This is a genomic window from Streptomyces calidiresistens (genome assembly GCF_014141525.1).
Lineage (GTDB): Bacteria > Actinomycetota > Actinomycetes > Streptomycetales > Streptomycetaceae > Streptomyces > Streptomyces calidiresistens.
Map to the genome: position 1 here is coordinate 1 of NZ_VKHS01000859.1, position 2,169 is coordinate 2,169.

A 2,169-nucleotide genomic window follows, 5' to 3' on the forward strand; every position below is an offset into this window, starting at 1 on the left:
CCACGCTGACCGCCCTGGTGCCGCGCCTGCACGAGCCCACCTCGGGCCGGATCACCCTGGACGGCACCGACATCATGACGCTGCCCCGGCCCGGGGTCCGGCCGTCGCGGGAGGAGGGGGGCCGGCCGGCGCCGCCGCCGGAAACGGTGGTGGTCACGGTGCGGGGACCTCCTCGGAGTCGGATCGGGCCGATGTCCCGGTGGGTTCGGCGCTCCCGGTCATCAGTCGGCGGTACTCGGTGCTGGAGGCCAGCAGCTCGGTGTGGGTGCCCACGGCGGTCACCCGGCCGTTCTCCATCAGCGCCACCCGGTCGGCGAGCTGCACCGTGGAGGGGCGGTGGGCGACCACCAGCGCGGTGGTGCCGCTCAGCACCTCGCGCAGCGCCGCCTCCACCCGGGCCTCGGTGTGGACGTCCAGCGCCGACAGCGGGTCGTCCAACACCAGGAAGCGGGGACGGCCGACGACGGCGCGGGCCAGGGCGAGGCGTTGGCGCTGGCCGCCGGACAGGCTCATGCCCTGTTCGCCGACCTCGGTGTCGGCGCCCCGGGGGAGCGCGGCGACGAAGTCGAGGGCCTGGCCGATGCGCAGCGCCCGTTCCAGGTCGGTGTCCGCGCGGTCGGCCGCGGTGGTGTCGGTGGCCGGCTCCGTGCCCGAGCCCTCGGCCCCGTCCCCGGTGTCGCCGGCGCGGGTGCCGGTGCGGGCCGGGTCGCCGCTTTCCGGGTCCCCGGCCTCCGGCGAGGTGTGTGCGCCCATCAGGACGTTCTCCCGGACGGTGGCGGAGAACAGGGTGGGTTCCTCGAAGGCCATCGCGACCCGACGGCGGACCTCCGCCCGGGGCAGCGTCATGATGTCGGTGCCGTCCAGGGTGATCCGGCCCGAGGTGGGCTCGTGCAGGCGCGGCACCAGGGCGGTCAGCGTGGTCTTCCCGCAGCCCGTCGCGCCGACCAGCGCCATGGTCTCGCCGGGACGCACGTGCAGGTCGACGCCGTCCAGGACCGGAGGAGCGTCGGTGGGGGCGTCGGGGTAGCGGAAGACGACCTTCTCGAAGCGCAGGCCGGCGTCCCGCCCACGGCCCCCCGCGGTCTCGTCGGCGGTGCCGGCGCGGTCCGCGCCCGGGTCCACCGGTCCGCGCGAGTCGCGGACCTCGAAGTACCGGTCGGCGGCGGTGGCCGCCTCGTTGGACATCGCCAGCAGGAAGCCGAAGGACTCCACCGGCCAGCGCAGTGCCAGCGCGATGGTCACAAAGGCCAGGAGGGTGCCCACGGTGATGGCACCGGAGGCGATCTGCAGGACGCCCAGCACGACGACGGCGCCCATGAACAGCTCGGGCACGCAGAAGATGACGCCCATCAGCAGACCCAGCATCCGGGCCTTGCGCACCTCGGTGTCGCGCAGCCGCTCGGCCAGCTCCCGGAAGGCGGCGGCCTGGCTGCGGTGGCGACCGAAACCCTTGATGATCCGGATGCCGAGGATCGACTCCTCGACCAGGGTGGTCAGGTCGCCGATCTGGTCCCGGGCGCGGCGCGCGGCCACGGAGTAGTACCGCTCGAAGATCGTGCACACCACGATCAGGGGCAGCACCGGCGCCAGGACCACCAGGGCCAGTGGGGGGTGGAGGGACAGCAGCAGGGCCGCGCCGATGACGATGGTGGTGGTGTTGACCACCAGGAAGGTCAGCGGGAAGGCGAGGAAGAGCCGGAGCTGCTGGAGGTCACCGGTGGCCCGGGAGAGCAGTTGGCCGGAGGACCAGCGGTCGTGGAAGGAGACCGGCAGGCGTTGCACGTGGCGGTAGAGGTCGGCGCGCATGTCGGCCTCGACCCGGGCCAGGGGGCGTGCCACCAACCAGCGCCTGAGACCGAACAGCAGCGCCTCGACGACGCCGACGAACAGCAGGATCAGGCCGCCGAGCAGGACCCCGCCGGGGTCGCGGTCGGCGACCGGGCCGTCCACCAGTTCGCGCAGGATGATCGGCATCACCAGCGCCATGGAGGAGGCCAGCACGGCGACGACGACGGCGGTGAACAGGCGGGCGCGCACCGGCCGCACGTACGGCCACAGCCGGAGCAGCGAGCGCACGGTGGAACGCCGGGCGCCGGTCCCGCCGGCCCCCGGGGTCTCCGCGACGGGGGAGTCGGGAGCCGGGTCGGCTGTCTCTTATACGCATCTTAC

The 2,169-nt window shown here is 74.0% G+C and carries 1 protein-coding gene; it reads right to left on the reverse strand.

Going from position 1 to position 2,169, the window contains the following annotated elements; translation table 11 throughout:
• Positions 1 to 153: 153 nt before the first annotated feature.
• Positions 154 to 2,076, reverse strand: coding sequence for an ABC transporter ATP-binding protein (locus FOE67_RS23510; protein ID WP_182666845.1), 1,923 nt, complete (start codon positions 2,074 to 2,076; stop codon positions 154 to 156).
• Positions 2,077 to 2,169: the final 93 nt, after the last annotated feature.